Origin of the sequence: Thalassospira alkalitolerans (assembly GCF_002115745.1) — a bacterium.
Classification (GTDB): domain Bacteria; phylum Pseudomonadota; class Alphaproteobacteria; order Rhodospirillales; family Thalassospiraceae; genus Thalassospira; species Thalassospira alkalitolerans.
Genome location: NZ_JFKB01000003.1, coordinates 155,116 through 179,426, shown reverse-complemented (window position 1 = coordinate 179,426; position 24,311 = coordinate 155,116). Strand labels below are relative to the sequence as shown.

Sequence of the window (24,311 nt, the reverse complement as noted above, 5' to 3'; positions counted from 1 at the left end):
TTGTCGTTTTTATTCAAGTCCAAGACCTATCAGGTACCAAAGCCGAAATCATCAGCATCAAGATCATCCGTGTCATGAACCCCCATCAGGGTGACAGATGCATCATTGCCCAGTTCGATGACAACATTGCCATCGGTATCAAGATGCATGTCGTTCTGGATCTGGCAGAAATTATTGTAGTTCCATTCCGACAGATTGATGATGTCTTCGCCCGGCGTGAAATCGGTGATGATGTCGTGGCCGTTGGTTTTGCCAATTTCGAACTCGTCCCAGCCGGAACCGCCGGTCAGGGTATCATCGCCAGCGCTGCCATAAAGACGGTCATTACCCGCCCCGCCCAGAAGCACGTCATCGCCTGAATTGCTCCAGAGGATGTCATTGCCGTTGCCACCATCAAGCGTGACATTGCCATAGGTTTCATACGAGCTGGTCAAATCGATGATGTCATCACCGTCCCCGGCTTCGATGACTTCGATATTGCTGATACGCGGCGAACCACCTGATCCACCATCAAGGAACAGCGCGTCATCGCCACTGGTCAGTTTCAGGGTATCAGTGCCAGCCCCGCCTTCGAAGGTGTCATCCGACTGGTTATAGCCGTTCAGATTGACATATTCGCCGGTGCCGTTATCGCCGCCGGTACCATGGCCCCAGCCATTGCCATTATGATGGAAATGACCCCAGCCATTATTATGTTCATGACCGTCTTCGCCCGGCGCACCATCGTTCAGCGCATGCCAGTTCGAGCTCCAGACATCGTCAGCATTGTATTGCAAGACGTCATCACCGGCACCGCCATTCAGCACATCAGTACCAGCGCCACCGGCAAGGGTATCGTTACCCGAACCACCCCAAATCGTATCGTTGCCCGACCCACCATCAAGCACGTCATCACCCGCATTGCTCCAGATGATGTCATTGCCGGTACCACCAAGCACGGTCACATTGCCATAGGTTTCGGTATCGCTGGTCAAATCGACAATGTCATCACCGTTTCCGGCATCGATGACTTCGATATTGGAAATACGCGGCGACACGCCCGGATCGGTAAGCTTGTCATCCAGGAACAGGGCGTCATTACCACTGGTCAGAGACAGGGTATCGGTCCCATCGCCACCGTCAAAGATATCTTGCGAGCGGGTATACCCCTGCAAGTTGATCTGCTCGTTGGTGCCGTCCATGCCGTCGTCGCCAACGTTTTTGGCGGCATAACTGCCCGACCAGGTCGCGTCTTTTTGATATTCGATGATGTCATCACCGGCACCGGCATCAATAATGTCCGTACCCGTACCGCCATTGATCACATCATTGCCATCGCCGCCCCAGATGGTGTCATTCCCGGCGTCACCGCTTAGAACATCATCGCCCGACAGGCCCGACAACAGGTTCGCACCGTCATCCCCAAACAGGTAATCGTTGAAGTTCGAGCCGATCAAATCTTCGATCGAGGTCAGAACGTCATAGCCGTCACCACCAACCGCCGTGCCGGTTTTCAGGCTAACACCAACCGCCGACGAAGCATTGGCATAGCTTGCAGTATCACGGCCTGAACCACCCGAAATGCTGTCATTGCCCTGACCGCCCATAAGCGTGTCATTGCCATCTTCGCCGTACAGCTTGTCATCGCCCGATCCGCCAAACAGCGTATCGGTGCCATCACCGCCCCAAAGACGGTCATTGTTTTCGCCGCCATCAAGGACGTCATTGCCGGTACCGCCAAGGATCGAGTCATCGCCGGTGCCGCCATTAATGACGTCATTTCCAGCATCGCCATACAGCTTGTCCTGACCCTGGCCACCGAGCAGCGTATCGGTGCCGTCACCACCCCAGACACGGTCATCACCCGACCCGCCATCCAGCGTATCATCGCCGTCGCCGCCGGTGATGCTGTCCTGGCCACTGCCGCCGTCAACCAAGTCATTGCCCGCGTCACCGGTCAGTTTGTCATCGCCATCACCGCCATAAAGGCTGTCATTACCATCCATGCCCGAAAGCGTGTCCTGACCATTCAGGCCAAACACCGTATCGTCACCGGCAAGGGCGGTAATCGTGTCGTTGTTGCTGGTGCCATAAAGCACATCATCATATTCGGTCGGCCCGGTCGTGGCTTCGACCCCGACAAACATATCGGCATTCAAATCACTAACCGCGACACCAATCAGCGTCAGCGTGCCCTGACCGTTCAGGTCGATCACGGCATTGCCATTAACCTCGGTGATCAGACCACGTAACTCGGCCCAGTCATCAACATCAAGCGCCGACAGATTGATCTGATCGCTGCCCGGGGTGAAATCGGTAACGACCTTGTCGCCCACATTGTTCGATACAATGATCTGATCCGAACCGGCACCGCCGGTATAGGTATCGTTCCCGGCACCGCCATCAAGCGTATCATTGCCATCGCCACCGATCAGGGTGTCGTTGCCCGCATCACCCGAAAGCGTGTCGCTTCCGGTGCCGCCTTCAAGAAGGTCATCATCAGCACCGCCCGACAGAACATCATTGCCCGAACCGCCCGAAAGCGTATCGGCACCCGTGCCACCATCAAGCGTATCGTTGCCATCGGAACCCGAAAGGATGTCATTCCCGGCATCCCCCGACAGGACGTCATTGCCAATACCGCCATTCAGCGTATCGGCACCGTCGCCGCCCGATATGACATCGTCGCCGTTTTCGCCCGAAAGCTGATCATCACCGGCACCACCAAGGATCGTATCGGTATCATCACCACCGGTGACAACATCGTCGCCATCCATGCCATCGACATAGTCCGAACCGCCGCCGCCCGAAATAACGTCATCGCCCGACCCACCGATCAGGGTGTCATTCCCGGCACCGCCCGCGATCACATCGTGGCCGTCATTCCCATCAAGACTGTCATCGCCATCGCCGCCATCAACAACATCATTGCCATTGCCGCCCGAAATCGTATCGTTCCCGGCACCGCCCGACAGGTTATCGTCGCCATCATTGCCAAGAATAGTGTCATCGCCCGCACCGCCATCAACAACGTCATTCCCGGCCAGCGCATCGATATAATCATCTTCGCTGGTGCCGAGCAGAACATCATCAAACGGGGTCGCGCCAACCGGGCCTTCGATGCCGACAAACATATCGGATGTGACTTCGTTCAGGCGCACACCAAGCAATGTGACCGAGCCATCCGGGCCAAGATCAATGACGGTATTACCGTTCACTTCACTAAGACGCGGGGCAAGTTCGGACCATTCGCTGATGCCAAGCGCATCAAGCGAGATTTGATCGGCACTGGTGTTGAAATCGGTCACGACCTTGTCACCGACAAGGCTTGTAACATTGATCAGATCGGCACCCGACCCGGTCGAGATACGATCATCGCCCGATCCGCCATCCAGCGTATCATTGCCATCACCGCCCACCAGGCTGTCATTACCAGCGCCACCATCAAGGGTGTCGTCGCCTTTTTCACCGTTCAGATAATCATTGCCATTGCCACCGATCAGGGTATCGGCGCCATCGCCGGTCCAGATCGTGTCATTGCCTTCGCCGCCATCAATAGTATCGGCGCTGACATCGGCTTCGACATTATCGAAGGTGTCATTGCCATCGCCAAGATCGACAACGTTATCCTGACTGTTGCCATAGATGTAATCATCATGAGCAGAGGCAATCACGCGTTCAAAGTTGGAAAGAATATCCCCCGCCGCGTCACCGCCAAATGCACGGGCACCTTCGCCCGGTGTTTGGGCGTGTGTATCGGTATCACCAAGATAAACTTCGACCCCGGCATCGGAGCCTTCGTAGCTGATGGTGTCGATACCATCGCCGCCATCAAGGGTATCGGCACCCGCACCGCCTTCGATGGTGTCATTGCCGGACCCGGCATCAATCACATCATCGCCAGCACCGGCAACCACAAGGTCATCACCCGCACCCGATGAAATCGTATCGGCATTGCTTGATCCGGTAATGTCGTCATTTCCGGCCGAGCCAATCACATTTTCAAAGCCGGAAATAGTGTCATTCCCGGTTTCGGCACTGCTTGCGGTGCCCGCCGACAGATCAACCGTGGCACCACTGGTGGCGCGCGTCAGATCAAGGGTGTCATTACCCGCCCCGCCCGAAAGCGTGTCCGCGCCAGCACCGGCCAGAACCGTATCGTTGCCAGCCCCACCGTAAACAGAATCGTCACCCGCCCCGCCATCAAGAATATCGTCGCCATCCGCACCCGACAGCACGTTTGCGCCATCCGACCCGGTCAGCGTATCCGCCCCGGACGAGCCGAGAACATTTTCAAAGCCAGAAATCGTATCATCGCCGGTCACATCGCTGTTGGCGATACCGGTAGACAGATCAACCGTTGCCCCACTGGCTGCAGCGAAATCAAGCGTATCGGTGCCATCACCACCAACAAGCTGATCATTGCCCGCACCGGCAACAACCGTATCATCACCGGTCCCGCCATCGACTGTATCGGCACCTGCACCGGCATTGATGATGTCATTGCCATCACCGGCCAAAATCACATCATCGCCATCGCCTGCATCAAGCGTGTCGTTCCCGGCACCGCCATCGAGCGTATCATTGCCTGCTCCGCCATTCAGACTATCCGAACCGTCGCCGCCTATCAGCGTATCGGCACCTTCACCACCGACAAGCATATCGTTGCCAATACCGCCATCAAGGATGTCGTCGCCGCCATTGCCGATCAGGCTGTCATTGCCAGCCCCACCCGACAGCATGTTATCGCCATCCGACCCGGTCAGCGTATCACTGCCCCCCGATCCGATCAGGTTTTCAATGCTGGTAAGGCTATCGGCATCGCCATTGGCAAGCTCGGCCGTGCCGGTTGCAAGATTGGCCCGAACAGCCGCACCGGAATTGCTGTAATCGGCGGTATCGTTGCCATCACCACCGACAAGCGCATCATCACCCGCCCCACCCGAAAGCGTATCGTCGCCTGTACCGCCATCAAGGGTGTTGTTACCGGCATCACCGGCCAACGCATCGTCATGGGCAGAGCCAACAACGTTTTCGACCCAATAAATACCGTCATTCCCGGCACCGCCGGTTGCGGTGTTATTGGCCAGATCGACATTCACGCCCGAAGCCGCATCATCATAGGTCACGGTATCGATGTCGCCACCGCCGTGGATGATATCGTCGCCTTCGCCGCCGCGCAGGGTATCGTTACCCGCGCCACCGATCAGGGTATCGCTGCCTTGCGCACCGTCCAGAACGTCACGGCCATACCCACCATCAAGGTAGTCATCGCCCGCACCGCCATAAAGATTATCGTCGCCCAGTTCGCCATTGAGGCGGTCATCGCCTTCGCTGGACCAAAGCGTATCATTGCCGCCACCGCCATTGATGGTGACATCGCCGTAGGTAATGGTATCGCTGGTCAGATCGACAACGTCATTGCCTGCACCAGCATTGATGACTTCAACACCGTCAAGACGCGCGCCGTCGGTTACGGTTTCTTCGACCACGGCATCAAAGGTGATGGACCGCACGAAGTAATCGCTGCTGTCGCCGCCAGTCGTGCCATCGGCATAGGGTTCGCCTTCAAAGGCGAGATAGCGGAATTCAACCGGATTGCCGAGGCTGTCGGTGACACTGATCGTTGCCGTACCAACACCACCACTGGTGTAATCCACCGTGCTGTCATCAAGCGTGCCCGATGCGACCAGATTGCCATCGGCATCAAAGGCCTGCCATGACCCGACTTCGCCGCCATGCTCGGCAGAAATCAGGTTGGAAACCTGAACCGTGGCATTCAGCGCATTGGCGCCAAGATCGACAACCACGGCCTCGCTTTCGCCGGTGACGCCATCATGGTTGATCTGGTTGCCCGCAGGCGATCCACCGTTACTGCCGATACCGTTGCCGTCATAGGTAATGGTGTCGTCAGATGCGCCAAGGTTCAGCTTGCCGTCTTCGCCGACATAAGGCGTTCCAAAATCATAGGCATAAAGATTGGCATCCGACCAAGCAGCCTGAACATCCCCGGCCGAGGCAGAGCCTGTCAAACCAAGGGTTCTGGTTTCGGTCGTTGTTTCTGTCGTCTGGCCATCGCCCGACTTGCTGCCATCCAGGATCAGTGCATCATTGCCACCGGTCATGTTCAGCGTGTCGGTACCGTCGCCACCGATAAAGGTATCGTCGGAAATATTCTTGCCCGCGATATCAGCCAGATCGCCACTGCCATCGACACCGGGGCTTCCGGTATTTTCGGTGGTTGTGCCGGTCGCAGCCGTACCATCGGCTTCAAAGTTCAGGACATCATCGCCCGAACCGCCATCCAGCGTATCGTCACCCGACCCACCCGAAAGCGTGTCGTTATCCGCACCACCGTTCAGGGCATCGTTACCGGTGCCACCCGAAAGCGTATCCGAACCTGTACCGCCATCAACGGTATCATCGCCCGAACCACCCATCAGGGTATCGTCGCCAGCCCCGCCCGCAAGGACGTCATCCCCGGCACCACCATCAACAATATCATCCCCGGCAAGGGCATCGATGTCGTCATCACCGTCGCTGCCGGTCAGGCTGTCGTCATAAGGCGTGGCACCATCGGTCACACCGGTGAAATCATCGGCCGACAGATCAAGCGGATCAACACCCGAAAGCGTTACCGTGCCACCAGATGGCAGATTGATCACCGCATCACCAGCGGCATTGGCGCTGATCATCTGGCTCAGTTCGGTCCAGGTGGCAACACCGGTGCCATCCAAGGTCAATTTATCGCCGCCGACTTCGAAATCGGTCACAACGTCATCATCTGTGCCATCGGCAAAGATAAAGCTGTCATTGCCCGATCCACCCGAAAGCGTATCGTCGCCCGCACCGCCATCAAGGGTATCGTTGCCAGCCCCCGCAGCCATGCGGTTATCAGCATCCGACCCGGTCAGGACGTCATCGCCCGCACCCGATGCGACATTTTCAAAGTTCGTAATACTGTCCGAACCGGTTTCCACCGATTGTGCCGTGCCCGCCGCCAGGTTGACGGTCGCCCCGGTGGTGGCATTGCGCATATCCACGGTGTCGTTGCCCGCACCACCATCCAGAACATCATCGCCAGCACCGGCGATTACCGTATCATTGCCCGCACCGGCATCGACATTATCCGTACCCGCGCCATCAGAAACGATGTCGTTTCCAGCACCTGACTGAATGTCATCATCGCCAGCGGCACCATTGACGGTGTCATCACCAGCACCCGATGCAATCGTATCGTCGGCAGCACTGCCGGAAATTGTATCGTCACCAGCCCCGGTTACAATATTTTCAAAGCCCGAAATACTATCCGCGCCGGTCTGTGCACTGGAAGCGGTGCCATTTTCAAGATCAACAACGGTATCGGCCGTGGCATTGCCCAAATCAAGCGTATCGGCACCATCGCCACCGGCAAGAGTATCAGCACCGGCATCGCCAATAACCGTATCGTCACCGGCACCGGCATCGACCGTGTCATTGCCTGCACCCGATGCGATGACGTCATTGCCATCGCCAGCATTAATCACATCATCGCCCGCGCCACCGGCAATATCATCGTTGCCTGCCCCGGCGTCGATCACGTCATTGCCCGAACCGGCATTGATATGGTCATCGCCATCACCGGCCAGAATGCTGTCATCCCCGGCACTGGTCCAGATGGTATCGTTACCTGCGCCGCCATCAACCGTCACATCGCCATAGGCATGGACCTGACTGGTCAGATCGACAACGTCATCGCCATCACCGGTTTCAATGACTTCAACATCACTGATCGACGGGCTGGCCGCACCATTTTCATGATCGCCATCAAGGATGATTGCATCGCCACCCGACGTACCGACAAGCGTATCAACGCCCTCGCCGCCATCATATTGATCGTCGCTAAGGCCTAGGCCATCAAGATCGGCAACGTCGCCGGTGCCATCGACACCCGGGCTTCCGGCATGATCGGTGGTGTCACCGGACTGGCCGGTATGATCGGCCCCGAATTCCAGAACGTCATCACCGGCACCGCCGCCCAGCGTATCGACACCGTCGCCACCACTTAGCGTGTCGTTACCCGAACCACCATCAAGCGTATCGTCACCGGCACCACCGACAAGCGTGTCACTGCCGTCGCCACCGCCAAGGGTATCGTCGCCAGAACCGCCATCAATCGTGTCATCACCATCACCACCCGACAGGCTGTCATCGCCAGGTGTCGCAACATTATCGACACCTTCAAACTGATCGGCGGTCAAATCACCAAGCGCAACACCTTGCAGGGTCACCGTCCCGCCAGATGGCAGGGTAATGATTGCACCGTCCGGTCCGTCAGACAGAAGATCCTGCAATTCGGTCCAGGTGCTGATGCCGCTGTCAGACAGGGAAATGGTATCTTCGCCAATGGTGAAGTCGGAAACGATGTCATCATCGGTGCCATCGGCAAAGACCAAGCTGTCAGAACCGGCACCGCCCGAAAGGGTATCGTCGCCCGCCCCCGCATTCAGGGTATCGTCACCAATCCCACCCGAAATCTGATCATTCCCGGCACCACCCAAAAGGGTGTCATTGCCCGCACCGCCGTCAATCACATCATCGCCAGCGCCGCCATCAACGATATCGTTGCCCGCACCTGCCGAAATGGTATTGGCGTCATCCGATCCGGTGATCGCATCCGCACCATCAGACCCGGTGACATTTTCAAAGCCGGAAATGGCATCATCGCCGGTTGCGGTGCTGGTGGCGGTCCCGGCCGCCAGATCAACAGTCGCGCCATCGGCACCCGCCATATCAAGGGTATCGGCCCCCTCGCCACCGGCAAGAACATCGTCGCCCGATCCGGCCAGAACTGTATCGTCACCAGCACCGCCATCGACCGTATCGGTCCCGACACCACCATCAAGCTGGTCATTGCCCGCACCACCATCAATCACGTTGGTGCCATCGGCCCCGGTAATGACGTCATCCCCGGCCGAACCGGCAACATTTTCGATGTTGGAAATGCTGTCGATACCGGTCGTCGCCGATTGTGCGGTTCCCGCATTCAGGTCAACCGTGACGCCGTCGGCCTCCGACATATCCAAAAGATCGGTGCCATCGCCACCATCAAGCGTATCGTCACCGGCACTGCCCGCGATGATGTCATCGCCTGCACCGGCATTAACCACATCATTGCCCGCACCGTCATTGATCGCGTCATTACCATCACCGGCGACAATGGTGTCATTCCCGGCATTGGTCCAAACCGTATCATTCCCGGTTCCGGCATCAACCGTGACATCGCCATAGGAATGAACCTGACTGGTCAGGTCGATAACGTCGTCACCCGCACCGGTGTCGATCAGTTCAACATCGCTGATCGCCGGACCGGCCGAACCATTGGCATGGTCGGTATCAAGAATAATTGCATCGCCACCTGCGGTTCCCAGCAGGGTATCGTTGCCAGCACCACCGTCGAAGCTGTCGTTGCTGATGCCTTTGCCGTCAAGATTGGCAACATCGCCAGTACCGGGAACCCCCGGGCTTCCGGCATTATCGGTGGTATCGCCCGTCTGACCGGTTTCGTCGGCTTCGAATTCAAGAACATCGTCGCCATCGCCACCCAAAAGCGTATCGGTACCGTCGCCGCCGCTTAGGGTGTCGTTGCCCGAACCACCGCCAACCGTATCATCGCCCGAACCGCCACCGACGGAATCGTTACCATCACCGCCATCGACCGAGTCATTGCCGTCGCCACCGTCAACGGTGTCATCACCGCCGCCGCCGCCAACCGTATCATCACCCGAACCGCCACCGACGGAATCGTTACCATCACCGCCATCAACCGAGTCATTGCCATCGCCACCGTCAACGGTGTCATCACCATCACCAGCACCGACCGTATCGTCGCCGTCACCACCGCCAAGCGTATCGTCGCCCGGCGTACCAACATTGTCGACACCGTCAAAATGATCCGGCGTCAGATCGCCAATCGCCACACCCGAAAGCGTCACAGTGCCACCCGACGGCAGCGTGATCACCGCGCCGTCTGGCCCATCGGACAGCATCGGCTGCAATTCGGTCCAGCTTGAAACACCGACATCGGGCAGGGAAATGACATCATTGGCCAGATCGAAATCACTGACCAGATCGGCGTCGCTGCCATCTTCAAAGACAAAGACGTCCGCGCCATCACCACCGGTCAGGGTGTCGTTGCCATCGCCCGCGGCCAATGTATCGTTGCCCGCACCACCCAAAAGGATGTCATCCCCGGCACCGCCGTCGATCACATCATCGCCAGCGCCGCCGTCAATCGTGTTGGCCGCATCATTGCCGGTAATCGTATCGGCATCCGCCGACCCGGTGACATTTTCAAAATTGGCAATCGTGTCGGAACCGGTCTGGGCACCACTTGCCGTTCCGGCAGCCAGATCGACAGTTACCCCGCCACTGGTGTCGGACATGTCCAGCGTATCAACGCCGTCGCCGCCATCAAGATCGTCATTCCCGGCATCGACCGACACCGTATCGTTGCCTGCACCGGCATCGATGATGTTGTCGGCAGCATTGCCGGTGATGGTGTCATCCCCATCGGTCGCGACGACATTTTCAAAGCCCGAAATACTGTCCGAACCAGTTGCGTCGCTGCTGGCAGTTCCGGCAGCCAGATCAATTGTCGCACCATCGGCCGCAGACAGATCAAGCGTATCGGCACCATCCCCACCGGCCAGCGTATCATCGCCAAGACCTGCCATGATGGTATCGTCACCGGCACCGCCTGTGATGACATCATTACCGGTCCCGCCATCGATGATGTCGTTATCGGCACCACCATCAATGGTATCGGCACCCGCCCCGCCAAGAATATTGTCCGCACCCTCGCCACCGGCAATCACATCGTCGCCGTCATTGGACCACAGGGTATCGTCACCAGCACCGCCATCAATCGTGACGTCGCCATAAGAATGGGTTTCGCTGGTCAGGTCTACAACGTCGTTACCCGCACCGGCATTGATATTTTCAACATCGACAATCGCCGGATTGGTTGCACCGCCACCGGCATGATCCCGATCAAGGATGATCGCATCATCGCCATCACCGGCCAGCAAGGTATCGTTGCCATCGCCACCGACAAAGCTGTCATCAGACAGGTTTTTGCCGCTGATATCGGCAACATCACCGGTCCCATCCGTGGTCGGACTGCCGACATGATCGGTGGTTTCCCCAGAACCGGCAACCTGATCGCCCTCAAAGGCCAGAACATCGTCGCCAGCACCACCGGCAAGCAGATCAGAACCTTCGCCACCGGCAAGGGTATCGTTACCTTCACCGCCCAAAAGCGTATCGTCGCCAGCACCGCCCGAAAGGATGTTATCCCCGTCCGACCCCAAAAGCGTATCGTTGCCCGACCCACCGGTCGCACCTTCGACATCAACCAGGGTATCGGTACCATCACCCGTCGTACCGGTGCCAGATGCCAGATCAACAACAACCGGATCGGTTTGATCGGAATAATCGGCAATATCAGCACCGTCGCCACCGACCAGCGTATCATTGCCCGCACCACCCTGAAGGGTATCGTCACCGGCACCGCCCAAAACGGTATCATCACCGGCACCACCGGCCAGAATATCGTCGCCTGCGCCGCCTTCGATGACATTGTTCATGTCATCACCGGAAATGGTATCGGCATGATCGGACCCGATGACGGTTTCAAACCCGTCAATCACGTCATTGCCCGCACCGCCGGTTGCCGTACCATTGGCAAGATCGACAGAAACGCCGTCTTCGGCCCCTTCATAGGACAGAACGTCGTCGCCTTCGCCACCAATCAGGGTATCGTCACCGGCATTGCCGTAAACGGTATCATTGCCTTCGCCGCCATCCAGAATATTGGCGTTTTCATCGCCAATCAGGATATCGTCGCCATCCCCGCCCGTAACGTTTTCGATGCTATCAAGGGTGTCATTACCAGCTTCCCCCGTCGCGGTGCCCGCGCCAAGATCAACCGTCACACCCTCATTGGTATCGGAATAATCGGCAGTATCGTTGCCATCACCACCGTTAAGTTCATCATCACCGGCACCACCGATCAGGGTGTCATTGCCCTCGCCCCCATTCAGGACGTCATCGCCGGCTTGACCGTCGACAATATCATCCCCGGCCAGCGCATTGATTTCATCGCCAAGCTGGCTTCCGGTCAGGACATCGTCAAATTCCGTACCTTCGATGGTGACATAGCCAAAGAAATTACCCGGACCAAGATCATCAACCGAAACGCCTTCAAGGGTGATGCTTTCACCCGGGCCGAGCGAGATGACGGCATTGCCATTGGCATCGTCAAACATGCGATCGGCCAGATCGGTATAATCTTCGATCCCATAGGACGACAGATCAATCACATCACCGGAAACATCAAAATCGGTAACCGTGTCGCTGCCACCGCCCGGTTTGACAACGATCAGATCGTCGCCATCACCGGTGATGATGACGTCATCGCCATCGCCGCCATAAAGGGTATCGTTACCTGATCCACCGTCCAGGGTGTTGACCCCGTCCGCCCCGATCAGGGTATCGGAAAAATCGGTACCGATGACATGTTCGACATTGCGAACGATATCATTGCCACCCGCCCCCGATGCATATTGATTGACCAGATCGACAACAACCGGGCCTTCAACATTGGAATAATCGGCAGTATCGTTACCGTCGCCACCTTCGATAATGTCATCACCGGTATCACCGTAAATCCAGTCGTCACCTTCGCCTGCCTGAATGATGTCATCACCCGATCCACCCGACAGGGTATCGTCACCAACACCGCCATCAAGCACGTCGTTGCCGGTCCCGCCCGACAGATCATCATCCCCGGCACCACCGGTGATTTCATCATCGCCAGTACCCGCATCGACAACATCATCGCCGTCGCCGACATTGATCGCGTCGTTGCCCGCACCGGCGGTCACCGTATTGTCCGACGCATTGCCGGTGATCGTATCGTTGAAATCAGATCCGACGACATTTTCGATGCTGTTTAGCGTGTCATTGCCCTGACCGGTGGCCGTACCACTGGTCAGATTGACATTCATCGCATCGGTGGCCGTACTGTAATCGACAGTATCCGAACCCGTTCCGCCATCCAGAACATCATTGCCGTCGCCACCGACAAACATATCGTCCCCGGCAAGACCCGACAGCGTGTTATTGCCATCCGTTCCGGTCAAGGTATCGTCAAACAACGTCCCGGTCAGGTTTTCAATACCATCAAGTGTATCATTGCCGTCGCCACCGGTGACCGTCCCGGTCGCAAGGTCGCCGACAATACCGGCACTTTCGGTCGAATAATCAACTGTATCAGTGCCATCGCCACCAATCAGCGTATCCGCACCGGAATTCCCGATCAGCGTATCATTACCCGCATCACCCGACAGGGTATCGTCACCCGATCCACCGATCAGACGGTCATTCCCATCACCGCCCGAAACGGTGTCATCACCGCCCAGCGCATTGATGATATCGCCGCCGGTACCGCCTGTCATTTCGTCGGCATCTTCGGTACCCAGACGGACATCGACACCGATAAAGTTATCGGCCGTCAAATCAGATGCGCTCACCCCGTTCAGGGTCAGGGTATCGCCGCTATCAAGGGTGATAGTCAGATTGCCATCCGCATCGCTGCCAAATTGTGATTTCAGGGCGTCATAACCGGCAATATTGAATGCGGTCAGGTCAATAACATCGGCAGCCGGATTGAAATCGGTAACGGTATCATTGCCATCGCCTGGACGGAACATGACCTGATCGGCACCAGTGCCAAGCGTCAAGGTATCATCGCCGACACCCGCATCGAATGTGTCATTTCCGGCACCACCGATAAAGGTGTCGCTGCCGTCGCCGCCCTGGAAGGTATCATTAAAGGCAGAGCCTTCGATGACTTCGACGCCATCAAGGGTATCGGTGCCCGTACCTGCACCACTGACGGTGTTGGCCGTGGTGTCAATCACCAGCGGACCGGATGCATCGCTGTAGCTGGCGGTATCAAGACCGTCGCCACCAATCAGAACATCATCGCCAGCCCCGGCACGCAGAATATCATTACCTGCACCGCCATCAAGAATGTCGGCACCATCGCCCCCGGCCAGAACATCATTCCCATCGCCGCCCAAGACAACATCATCGCCGGTTCCGGCGGTAATCGTATCATTGCCGATACCGCCTTCAACGGTATCGTTGCCAGCGCCTGCATTAATGACATCGTTGCCATCGCCGCCAAGGACGATATCGTCGCCCTGACCGGCTGTGATCATGTCATTTCCGGCACCACCGTCAAGCGTGTCAGCACCGTCGCCACCATCAATGACATCGCGGCCTTCGCCACCCGATACATAATCATTGCCCGATCCGGCCTTGATTGCATCGTCACCTGCGCCACCTTCGATGGTGTCATTGCCCGCACCGGTATCGATCACATCATTCCCGGCCCCACCGGAAACGTAATCTGCACCGCTGCCGGTCGTCAGCTTATCGTCGCCACCGGCACCAAGAACCGTATTGTCGCCGTTTCCGGCATTAATGGCATTCGATGTATCGCTTGCGGTGATAAAATCATTACCATCGCCGGTGATCAGATTTTCGATATTGCTGAAACTATCGGTTTCAGTTCCATCCGTTGCCGTACCAGCCGTAAAATCAACTGTCAGATCGCCCGACAGGTCGGAAAGATCCAGCGTATCGGAGCCTGCGCCACCATTAATTGTGTCGGCCCCGGCACCACCGCGAATGACATCATCACCCGCACCGCCCAACAGCACATCATCGCCCGCCCGACCATCAATCGTATCGGCCCCGCCGCCGCCCGTGATCGTGTTGCGACCGGCATCGCCCGACAATTTATCGGCAAAGCCCGACCCGGTGACGTTTTCAATATTGGAAATCTGATCGCTTTCGGCACCATCAACACTGCCGGTTTGCAGATCGACGTTAACAGCACCGGACGCGCCGTTGAACGAAACCGTATCTTCGCCCGCGCCACCATCAATAACGTCGTTGCCAGCTCCGCCGTCAATCAGATCATTACCCGCACCACCCAAAATTGTATCGTTGCCAGCCCCCCCGGAAATGACATCGTTGCCATCACCGGCGGAAATCGTATCGGCATTGGCACTGCCGGTGATGGTATCGGCGAAATCGGTGGCAACAATCTGTTCGACGCCGGTGATAGTATCGGTTCCGGTATCTGCACCAACCGCAAGATTGTCCGCAAGATTGATGTTCATCCCCGACTGGGCGTCGCTGAAATCAACGATATCGTTGCCAGCCCCACCAACATAAGTGTCATTCCCGGCTTCGCCGACAAAGACATCATTGCCCGCACCACCGTTTAACAAGTCATCACCCGATCCGCCGGTCAGGGTATCGTTACCCGCCCCGCCAATCAGGGTATTGTTGGCATCGTTACCGATGATGGTGTCGTCAAAAGCCGTGCCCGCGACGTTTTCAAAGCCTGCAATATCATCGGTGCCGTCGGCACCGGTGGCGGTACCACTGGTCAGATCGACTGTTTGGCCGCCGGATGCATTGGAATAATCAACCGTGTCATTGCCCGCACCACCGCGTAGCGTATCGTCGCCGATACCACCCGCGACAGTATCATTGCCACCACCGGCATTGATCACATCATTGCCCGCACCACCGCGCAGGACGTTGGCGACCGATGATCCGGTAATGGTGTCGGCAAATTCGGTACCAGTGGCATTTTCAACACCGGAAAGAGCATCGGTGCCATCAACCTTGGACGCAGAACCATCTTGCAGGTCAATATCGACCGCGCCAGTGCTGTCACTGTAATCAACAGTATCAACGCCATCGCCGCCCACAATAACGTCATTGCCAGAACTGGCATTAAAGACATCATTGCCCGCCGCCCCCAGCAAGGTGTTGTCGCCACTGCTGCCCGTCAGAGTATCGGCAAAGGCCGACCCGGTGACATTTTCAACATTGACGACCTGATCACCAGTTTCTGCGCCGGTTTCACCGGTTTCAAGATCAATGGTTATGCCGTTCTGGCTGCTGCTGTAATCAACGGTGTCATTACCATCCCCACCATCGATGAAATCAGCACCGCTACCGCCCGAAAGGGTGTCGCTGCCAGCCCCGCCAAGTAGGCTGTCATTACCAGCCCCACCGGAAAGGATGTCATCACCATCTTCACCCAAAAGGGTGTTGGCCGCATCATTCCCGGTCAGGGTATCGGCAAAGCCGGTACCGATAATATTTTCAATCCCGACAATCTTGTCCTGCGCAGAGCCAGACACATTCCCGGTGGAAAGATTGGCTGAAATACTACCCGATGCGTCGCTGTAATCAACGGTATCAAAGCCTTCGCCGCCGATTAGCGTGTCATTGCCATCGGTCGCTTCGAAGAAATCATCACCAGCACCGCCATCAAGAACGTTGTCGCCAGCATCACCTTTTAACGTGTCGTCAAAATCGGACCCGGTGACGTTTTCAATATCTACCAGCCGGTCATCGCCATCCGCCCCCGTCGCGCTAAGTGCCGACAGATCGACATCTACCGCGCCATCGGCATTGGCATAGCTTGCAGTGTCATTGCCCGTTCCGCCAAAGAGGGTATCGTCACCGGCAAGACCTTCGATCAGGTCATCGCCAGCACCACCATCAATGATATTATCGCCATCACCGCCCGTCAGGACATCATCACCCGCACCGGAAACGATGTTTTCGATATTGCGCAGAGTATCGGTACCAGAACGGGTGATCGCTGCACCTTCATCCAGATTGACCGCAACGTCATTGGTTTCATCGCTGTAATCAACTGTATCGGTACCGGCCCCACCATCCAGAATATCGCTGCCGGTGCCACCATCAAGAACGTCATTGCCATTGCCGCCCAAAAGGACGTCATCACCGGCAAGCCCCGTCAGGGTGTCGTTGCCATCCAGCCCCGAAAGCGTATCTTCGCCATCGGTCCCGATCAGGGTGTCGTCACCCGATGTCCCGACAATATCGCGGATGCCGATAAAGTTATTGGCCGATATCTGGCCAAGACTGACGCCTTCGAGAACCATGCTGGTATCGTCGCCAAGGTCAATAACCAAATCGCCGTTTGCATTAACGGACATCCGATCATAAATCTCGCCGAAGGTATCAATCGATAGTTCGGAAATATCGATCTGATCGGAACGGACGTCAAAGTCAGTAACCGTATCCTGACCGTCACCGGCTTCGAGTTTATAGACATCCGCACCGCCACCGCCACTTAGGGTGTCGTCGCCCGCACCACCGCGAATAATGTCATCCCCATAGCCGCCGGAAATGATATTCGCACCGTCATTACCAGTAATGACATCGGCACCAGATGAACCGATAACGTTTTCAACATTGGAAATCGTATCGGTACCGTCTGCCGAGGAAGCCGTTCCCGCCGACAGATCAATATTAACCGCATCAGAACCAAAGAAACTTACGGTATCAGAGCCCGCACCACCGTCAATAACATCATCGCCCTCTCCACCATAGAGAAGGTCATCGCCAGCACCGCCCGAAAGGGTATCGTCGCCAAGACCACCACCAAGAGTGTTGTTGGCCCCATCCCCGATCAGGGTATCGTCGAAATCAGAACCGGTAATGTTTTCAATTTCCGACACAGTATCATCGCCAGCAGCACCTGATACCGTTCCCGATGCCAGATCAACGCTAACTGCGCCATCGGCATCACTGTAATCGACAACATCCTGTCCGTTGCCGCCGACCAGTCGGTCGTTCCCGGCACCACCATTCAGGATGTCGTTGCCCGCACCACCCAAAATGGTGTCATTTCCGGCATCGCCGCTAAGCGTGTCATTGCCCGAACCACCTTCGATGCGATCCGCGCCGTCACCGCCATCAATGATGTCGCTGCCAGCTTGTCCCCTTAGGGTGTTATCCTGATCATCACCGGTGATATTGTCATTAAAGCCAGAACCGGTGACATCTTCGATGCTAGAAAGCGTGTCACTGTTGAAGTTTGAAATGACCCCGGTACCGGCCCCCAGGTCAACCGTTACGGCCGATGCGTCGGAATAATCGACAACATCCTGACCTTCACCGCCATCAAGAACATCATTTCCAAGACCGCCCGAGAGGGTATCGTTGCCATCGCCACCATAAACAGTATCCGCACCCGCACCAGCCTGAATGGTGTCATTCCCGCCAAGACCGTCAATGATCTCGTTATATGACGTCCCCTTCAGAAAGTCGTCGCCATCGGTCGCGCCAAGCGTTTCAATCCCGACAAAATTGGCCACACCAAGCTGATCGGGTGTCACACCGGTAAGAGTAAAGGTCTGATCATTGATCGAAATGACCGCATTGCCGTTGTCATCAACATCGATCAGACTTTTCAGAGCTTCCCAATTCGGGATATCAAAGCTGCTGAGATCAATCTGGTCTTCGGAAATATCGAAATCGGTAACGCGGTCCTTGCCCGATGATCCATTGAAAATGAATGTATCCGCACCAGAACCACCGGAAATCACATCATTCCCGGCACCGGCATTAATCAGGTCATCGCCCGCACCACCAATAATGGTGTTTGCCGCGCTGGAACCGGTCAGAACATCGTCAAAATCCGACCCGATGGCATTTTCGATTTCCTTAAGCGTATCAGTCCCATCACTGCCGACGGCCGACCCCGACCCCAAATTGACCTGAACACCACTGTCGCTGTCAGCATAACTGACGGTATCGGAACCGGTGCCACCAACAAGGGAATCATTCCCGGCACCACCAATCAGCGTATCGTTACCCGATCCGCCAGAAAGAAGGTCATCACCATCACGGCCATCAAGGATATCGTCGCCCGCACCGCCCGAAAGAACGTTATTGGCATCATCCCCGGAAAGGGTGTCGTTAAAGGCTGAACCCGAAGCATTTTCAAAATTGGCCAGCGTATCATTACCGCCGCCACCCGTTGCAGTCCCACTTGCCAAATCAACAGTTACACCGCTGGAAACGCCTTGGAAGGAAACGGTATCGACACCGTCGCCACCATCAAGAACATCTGTTCCCGCACCGCCAACAATCGTGTCATTGCCAATCCCGCCATCAATGACATCGTCACCAACACCACCGGAAAGATTATCATTACCCGCACCCCCAAAAATGGTGTCATTTCCGGCATTACCCTGAACGATATCATCGCCGCCCTTGGCATCGATCACGTCGCTGCGGCTGGTGCCAACAAGGTTGTCCCTGTTTTCGGTTCCATCAAGGGAACGAAGGCCGTCAAAGTTTTTAAAGGTCAGACTGTCAGGGCTAACACCCTGTAAGGTAACCACTGAATCACCGATGGTGATGGTAGCATTGCCTTCGGCGTCTTCGCCGATAAAATCCACAACATCGGAAAACAGTTCAAGGCCATCAATGCCGTCGATCTCGATAATGTCCGTTGCAGGATCAAAATCAGTGATCAGGTCATTATCGCTATCGGCCGAAATGACAAATGTATCGACACCCGTACCGCCCGAAAGCGTATCAGCACCGGCCCCGCCATTGATACGGTCATTCCCCGCACCCGCGTTCAGGATATCATCACCCGAACTGCCCAGCATGGTGTCATTGCCCGCCGAACCGTCGACCTGTTCAAAACCGTTAATCTGATCAACAAATCCGCTGCCGGTAACCGTACCGGCATCAAGATCAACCGTAACGCCACTGACCGGGGTTGCGACCACATCATCGCTATAGCTTAGCGTGTCAAAGCCATCACCACCCGAAAGCGTATCCGAACCCGCCCCGCCAAAGACGGTATCGTCACCAGCTCCAGTTTCAATCACGTTATCGGCGGCACTTCCACGCACAACATCATTGCCGTCGCCGGTACTAACGTTTTCGATCTCGGTCAGGGTATCGTTGCCATCCCCCGATGCGGTACCCGCACGAAGATTGACATCCATATCGGCATCAACATCGGTGTAATCGGCCGTATCAATGCCCGCCCCGCCAGCAAGGGTATCGTCGCCACCGCCACCAGCCAACGTGTCATTCCCGGCAAGACCATTCAGGATGTTATCGCCGTCATCGCCAGTGATGACATCGGCATTTGCCGAACCGCGAACATTTTCAAAGTTTGAAATGCTCGACGAACCGGAATCTGTTTGCACGGAGCCCGCGCCAAGATCAACAACAGCACCGGTTTCAGTGCCAAGTGTAATCGTATCGATGCCGTCACCGCCATCAAGCGTATCGTCGCCGCCGCCGCCCGCAACAACATCGTTGCCAGCCCCGGTCGAAAGAACGTTGTTGCCATTATTACCAACAACAACATCATTACCAGAACCGGTAACAATGTTTTCGACCCCGCTAACACGATCAACTTCGCCGGTGGTGTTATCGGTCACGGCGCCAGCGCCAAGATCAACCGTCTGCGCACCGTCACGCGCACTCAGATCAAGGGTGTCAGTACCCGAACCACCGATATAAGTGTCGTTGCCCGCCTCGGCGACAAAGGTATCGTCACCGGCACCACCATCTAGCGTATCATCGCCAGCGCGGCCCGTGATCGTATCACTGCCTGCACCGCCCTGAAGGACGTTGACACCGCTATCGCCGGAAATCGTGTCATCATAATTGGACCCGATGACATTTTCGATGCGGTCAAGTACGTCATTGCCATCAGCACCGCTGGCAGTACCCGCCCCAAGATCAACAGTTACCGAGCCATTGGCACCTGAATAATCAACCGTATCAATGCCTTCCTGGCCGCGCAGGGTATCATCGCCCGCACCACCCGAAAGCGTGTCATTGCCATATCCGCCGGAAACAACATCGTCACCGCTGCCACCGCCAAGAACATCATTCCCGTCATAGCCATAAAGCGCGTCATCGCCATCGGTACCTTCGGCAACATCATCGCCATCGGTTTCGAAAATTCGGCCAAAGCCACGGAAATTATCCGCAACCAAACTGTCGGAACTGACACCTTCAAGGGTCAGAACGCCCTGTTCGCCGAAATCAATAACCGTATTGCCATTGCCATCGTCGGAAATCATCGTTTGCAGGGACGCGAAATCGGTCACGCCCAGCTTTGAAAGGTCGACGGTATCCTCGGCAATACTGAAATCGGTAACCGTATCGTTGCCGAAATTCTCGGTCAGTTCGATATCGTCCTTGCCGGTGCCGGTCGTCAGGGTATCGTCGCCCGCACCACCGGTCAGGGTATCAATACCATCGCCACCCGACAGAACGTTATTGCCATCACTGCCGATAATGTGATCGTCGTGGTCGGAACCAACAACGTCTTCAACCATTTGCAGAACATCGTTGCCCGCACCACCGGTTGCCGTGCTTTGCGACAGATCGACAGTTACCGCATCGGTAGCATCACTATAACTGACGGTATCGGTGCCATCGCCACCCTGAATATGATCATTGCCAAGACCGCCCCGCAGGAAATCGTCGCCGGAGCCCCCCTGCAACACATCATCGCCGGTGCCGCCGACCAAAAGATCACTGCCTTCGCCACCCTGCAAAATGTCATCTTCGGAACCGCCATAAAGGCTGTCATTGCCTTCACCGCCCTGAAGCACATCCTCGCCAGCGCCACCATCAAGGGTGTCATCGCCAAGACCGCCCTGAAGCACGTCATCGCCAACACCGCCATCAAGAACGTCGTCGCCAGCGCCCCCTTGCAAGGTGTCATCCCCGACAGCCCCGCCTAGGAAATCAGCGGCATCAGAACCATGAACAATGTCATTACCCGATGTCGGGGTGTTGTCATAAATATTGGTGTCGTCGCCCGAGTCATCACCGGAATCGGTTACACCGTCACCGATCTCGCCTTCCGTGTCATCGGTGCCCGTGTCAGTGTCCGTTTCATCACCGGCATCGTTATTGCCCGTTTCGGCGCCATCACCGGAATCACCTTCGCCGCTCGGCGCGACCGGATTGGATTGGTCCGCACCTGAATCACCTGTCAGCGGATCAGTTTCATCACCTGCTTCTCCACCAGCATCCTCATCAGATGCGCCCTCAGACGTATCATCCGTAGCGTTGTCATCAGCAGTTTCATCAGACGTCGCACCATCGCCAGACGTTTCGTCATCTGAACTGGTTTCAGGTGGCGTCCCGGCCCCAGCCTGAACACCGGCATTGGTATTTTCCGGCTCGGCTTCGGGTTGTTGGTCGCCATCCGTGGCGGTTTCGTCGCCTGTGACCGGGGTTTCATCGTCAAGAAGCACATCACCCGTGCCGTCCGAGCCGTCCGAACCCGTCAGGCCATCATCGCCCGATCCGCCAGCGCCCGACGCAGGATCACTTTCCGCCACGTCGGTTTCATCGGATGTGGCGGTATCTGTTTCTGCTTCACCTGTGGTGGTTTCCCCGGCGTCGGTTCCGCCAGAATTGGTTGTACCCGCATCCGTTTCAGATGCGGCGCCCCCCGTATCAGCAGCACCATCATCGGTTGCATCACCTGTGGTATCATCGGCCCCGGCATCATCAGCCCCGGCTTCGCCAGTGGCGTCATCGACCACCCCACCGGCCGTTTCATCAACCGGGTCATTGTCGGCATCCGAACCGGCACCGGTATCGCTGCCATCACTGCTGCCACCGGCAACAGGATCCGTCGTATCAGCGCCAGAAGTGTCGTCTGGTTCCGGAGTCGTGTCAGCACTGGCATCATCCGCACCCGAACCATCCGTCGCCGGGGTTGCACCACCAGCATCGCCAGTGGGTGTATCGTCCTGCGAATCGGAACTTTCAGGGCTACCAGAATTCGCCGGGTCACCCGCGCCTTCATCACCACCAGACGCGGTATCTGTTTCGGTCCCGGAGGAATCAGACGTATCGGTCGAACCACCATCAGTTGCGGTGTCGGTCGTGGTGTCTGTCTCGCTTTCGGTATCGGAACCCGTCGCATCCTGATCGGTGTCGGTTTCCATATTCGGGTTTGTGTTGTCGCTGTTGTCTGTATTGGTTGGGGAATCCGTTTCGCCATCGGTTTCCGTCTGGCCCGTTGTATCACCAGACGTGTTGGTGTTGTCGTCAGCTTCAGTTGCACCGCCGCTGCCTGCGGTTGTGTCACTCCCGGAACTGCCCGATGCCGAATCATCTTCGGAACCGGCATCAACGGTCTCACCATCGGTTGCCGCCGTATCATCGGTTTCGGTCTGACTGCCGGTTTCTGAACCGGTTTGACCCGAATCACCCGTCGTCTGATCATCCGTGGCTTGGTCATCAGAGGCCGGATCACCAGAGGTATCATCGGAATTCACAGCATCGTCGGTATCACCGCCAGATACGTCATCCGTGTTATTTGGGCTGTCAGTCGTTGTAGCCTGATCGGTTTCGGTCTGACTTTTGGCCGCGCCGTTTTTCAGATCGACGACAACGCCGTTCCCGGCATCGCTGTAATCAAGCGTATTATTCCCGGTTCCGCCATCAAGGACGTCATTTCCACCACCACCGGCAAGGGTATCGTCCCCGGCACCGCCCGAAAGGGTGTTATTACCAGCATCGCCGCGCAAAACATCATTGCCCGATGTGCCGCGCATATTTTCGATATTGCTGAAAGAAACCCGGTTATTGCCGGTGCTATCCGTTGCCGTGCCCGCCGAAAGATCGGCCGTTACGCCATCAGCCGCACCATCAAATGACAGCGTATCTTCACCGTCACCGCCATTAACAACATCAACCCCGCCATTCCCCGAAATCACATCATCGTCTGACGACCCATCCAAAAGATCGTCACCCGATGTGCCATCAATGACATTTTCATCGCCCGTGGCATCCCCGTCTGACGCATCCGCCGCCACATTGGTCAGTTGCGGTGCATCGACAAGGGTGATTTCCGAAAGTTGTTCAATGCTGATGCCATTAAGCGTCAGCTGATCGCCGGTCGCAAAGGTGATAACAACATTGCCCTGCCCGTCAACGCTAGCCAAGGACACCAGATCACCAGCATCATTGATGCCAAGACCGGAAAGCGCCAAATTGTCTTCGCCAAGGGTAAAATCGGTAACGGTTGCCTGACCAAAACCAGCCTGCAAAACGAATGTATCGCGACCTTCACCACCGGTTGCTTCATCCTGTCCCTCGCCCGGAATCAGGATATCATCGCCAGCACCACCGATCAGAGTGTTGTCGCCAGCATCGCCAATCAGGACATCGTTAAACGACGTGCCAATAACGTTTTGAATATTGGTGAAGACCTGTGTCGCAGGCGATTGGGAGCCGGACCCACCCGAAGGCGTCGAATCAGAATTGACCGCCGCGGCATCGTCTTCCGCGCGATCATCCAGGATCTGTTCGATATCGGCATCGGTAAGACCGGTGCCATCGTCTTGATTGGCGGGCGAGGCCAAGGCATTGCT

Annotated in this window: 1 protein-coding gene; it reads right to left on the bottom strand. The window is 56.5% G+C overall.

The features are described 5' to 3' along the window. Positions 1 to 29: 29 nt before the first annotated feature. On the bottom strand, positions 30 to 24,302 hold the full coding sequence (locus TALK_RS05835; RefSeq protein WP_085616827.1) for a hypothetical protein: 24,273 nt from the start codon (positions 24,300 to 24,302) through the stop codon (positions 30 to 32). Positions 24,303 to 24,311 lie beyond the last annotated feature (9 nt).